Source organism: Streptomyces sp. NPDC001796, from assembly GCF_042892355.1.
GTDB lineage: Bacteria > Actinomycetota > Actinomycetes > Streptomycetales > Streptomycetaceae > Streptomyces.
Map to the genome: position 1 here is coordinate 1 of NZ_JBIAUC010000044.1, position 2,508 is coordinate 2,508.

The 2,508-nt window shown below is 68.3% G+C and carries 2 protein-coding genes; one reads left to right on the forward strand and one right to left on the reverse strand.

What is annotated here, in order from left to right:
- The first annotated feature begins 119 nt into the window (after positions 1 to 119).
- Entirely contained in the window at positions 120 to 761 is a 642-nt protein-coding gene (locus ACFYZE_RS36040; protein WP_389003911.1) for a hypothetical protein, read from the forward strand.
- Positions 762 to 789: 28 nt separating this feature from the next.
- Here ACFYZE_RS36040 and ACFYZE_RS36045 read toward each other — a convergent pair whose 3' ends face one another.
- Complete coding sequence (locus ACFYZE_RS36045; protein WP_389003914.1) at positions 790 to 2,388, reverse strand: ISL3 family transposase; 1,599 nt, start codon at positions 2,386 to 2,388, stop codon at positions 790 to 792.
- Between the last annotated feature and the right edge of the window lie 120 nt (positions 2,389 to 2,508).

Here is a 2,508-nt window from a genome sequence, read left to right on the forward strand (position 1 = left end):
CCGGTTCTGGCCCAACTTTTGTGGTGCGGTGACGCTCGGTGTTGCTGAAGGATGCTGTGCATGGTGATGTGCCACCACGACCGACAGGGGTGTAGGTGGGACGGCCGATAATGCCGGTCATGACAGATCGCAGTCCGGTCCTCCGGATCATCCCCTCGGCAGCGCGGGAGTCCCTGAAGCCGCTCGGCCTGGCCCAGCGCGGGCGGTCGCGGCTGTGGATCGATGATCACGAGTGGTGGCTCGGGGTTGTGGAATTCACTCCGCCACGGACCGCCGGCAGCGGTCTGCACGTCGGTGCGATGTGGCTGTGGCACGACGTGGACCACCTGGCCTTCCACATAGAGGCAGTCCGGACCGGCCCCGAGCCGTTTCGCACCGAGGACCAGTTCACGCCGCTGGCACTCGAACTCAGCCGGCAGGCGGCTGCGAACGTGACCACGCTGAGGGAGAAGTTCCCGGCCCTGCCGGACCTAGCCCGGTACCTGACTTCCAGGCCGGTGCGCCGGGGATTCCTCTGGGACAGCTTCGACGCCGGGATCGCAGCCGCTCTGACCGGAGACCCTGCCACGGCCCGCGATCACTTCGAACGAGTCCTTCGAGAGGACCCGCTGGCCCCGTGGATGGTCCAAGCCCAGGAGAAGGCACGTGAGCTTCACGCCATCGCTCCAGATCGCGACGCTGTAACTGCCTGGGTCACCCGGGCCGTCGACTCATGCCGGAGCAAGCTGGGCCTGGATCCCGTGACGGCCGCGATCAGCTGAACCCACTCGTTGAGCAACAAAGCTGCGGTCAGGCCAGCAGGACTCGCTTCCGCAACAGACCGAAGCCGGCCCGACCGTACATCTGGCGCTTGAGCATCTTGATCCGGTTGACATGGCCTTCGACCGCGCCAGAGCTCCAAGGCAGGGTCAGCCCTGCGGCGACGGCGTCGATGTCGCGGTCGATGCCGGCGGCGAGGGTATGGAGGCTGGGTAGGTCGTCCTGTCGTACGGCGTCGAGCCAGACCGGGAGCAGCTGGCCCCGGCGGTCGGTGAGCATGGTCGCGAAGAACCGGACGTGTCGGGTGAGTGCGTCGAGTTCGGGGCACTGGGTGCGGACGGTCTTGAGCCGGAGTTGTTCGGGCTCGGTGAGGGCTTCCGGGCGGCTGAGGATCCATCCGGAGACCGTTCGGGGCGACGGCGGCCGGGCGGTCACCGGCCGCGGTGAGGTGCGCTTCTTATGCAGGTAGGCACGGACTCGCTGGTAGCTACCTTTGTAGCCGAGCGGCACGATCTCCTCCCACAGCTTCCACGCGTTGGTGAAGCCCTCGTTCCAGCGGTCGTCCAAATAGGGCTTGTAGTCGTCGAGTACCGAGGTCCGGTTCTGCCACTGGCCGGTGAACAGGTCCTCCGGCTTCGCGGCGTCGGCGAACCGTTTGACGGTGTGCCAGGCCATGCCGAGCTGCCTCTGGACCGAACGCAGGCTGTGTCCTGCCTCCAGGAGTGCGTGGACGGCGGCGTGCCGGGCCCGGGTGCGGTCGGCGAACCGATGCCCTGTCGGCCAGGGCGAGCCGGACGGTTCTTCCTCCGGGGCGGGCTCAGGCTCGGATACGGAGGCGGCCGGGACAAGGGCTCGCAGGCAGCGGCGGTGCTGGGCGACGGCCCGTTCGGCGGCCTCGCTCAGGTTGTGCCAGAGGTGCCACCGGTCCGCGACCTGGACGGCCTGCGGGGCGCCGGCGGAGGAGCCCTCAGCGAAGAACGGCGCACGGTCACGGCAGACGACCTCGATGCCCGGCCGTTCGGCGAGCCAGGCCGCCAGGCTGGACGCCTCCCGGTCCGGCAGCAGATCGACGGGCCGACGGGTCTCGATATCGACGAGGACGGTGCCGTAGTGGCGGCCCTTGCGGGTGGCGTACTCGTCGACGCCGACCACCCTCGGCGCAGGGAACTCGGGTTCGGGAAGATCATCCACCAGCCGGAGCACCGTGCTGCGGCTGACGGACACCCCGAGAACGCGGGCGATGCGGGCCCCGGCCCGGCCCGCGAGAGCCAGGCCGACCGCGGCCAGGGTGGAACGCAACCGCTCGGTCCGCTGACCGTGCCGACGTGTGAGGCCGGGTATCTGCTCGACGAAGGTACGGCGTGCGCAGCCCGAGTTCCCGCATGTGAACCGCCGGACCCTCAGCTGGAGTACAACACTTCGGCCACCGCTCGGCACATCAGCGGGAAACCGCAGGTAGGAACCATGAACCCGGTCCGACCAGACTCCGCAGACCGGGCACAGGGCACCGTTCGCGATGCATTGCGCATCAATGCGCACCATCTCGGTGTTCACGTCCACCGACAGCACCGCGACGTCCGCGATCGACGGGAACAACAACTCCTTGAGCCGGAGCACGACCTCTTCCACAGCCCCGAACTGTCAGCCCAACCGCCGGGCCGACGGGCCATTTTCGGGCGACTTCGCGCACGGCTCGAAGGTGTCCGGATGTCACTCAGAGTGCCACGTCACAGAACCTGAGCCAGAACC

Bases quoted from the DNA above. Each gene is read 5' to 3' on its own strand.
- ACFYZE_RS36040 (WP_389003911.1), top strand. From the start codon at position 120: ATGACAGATCGCAGTCCGGTCCTCCGGATCATCCCCTCGGCAGCGCGG.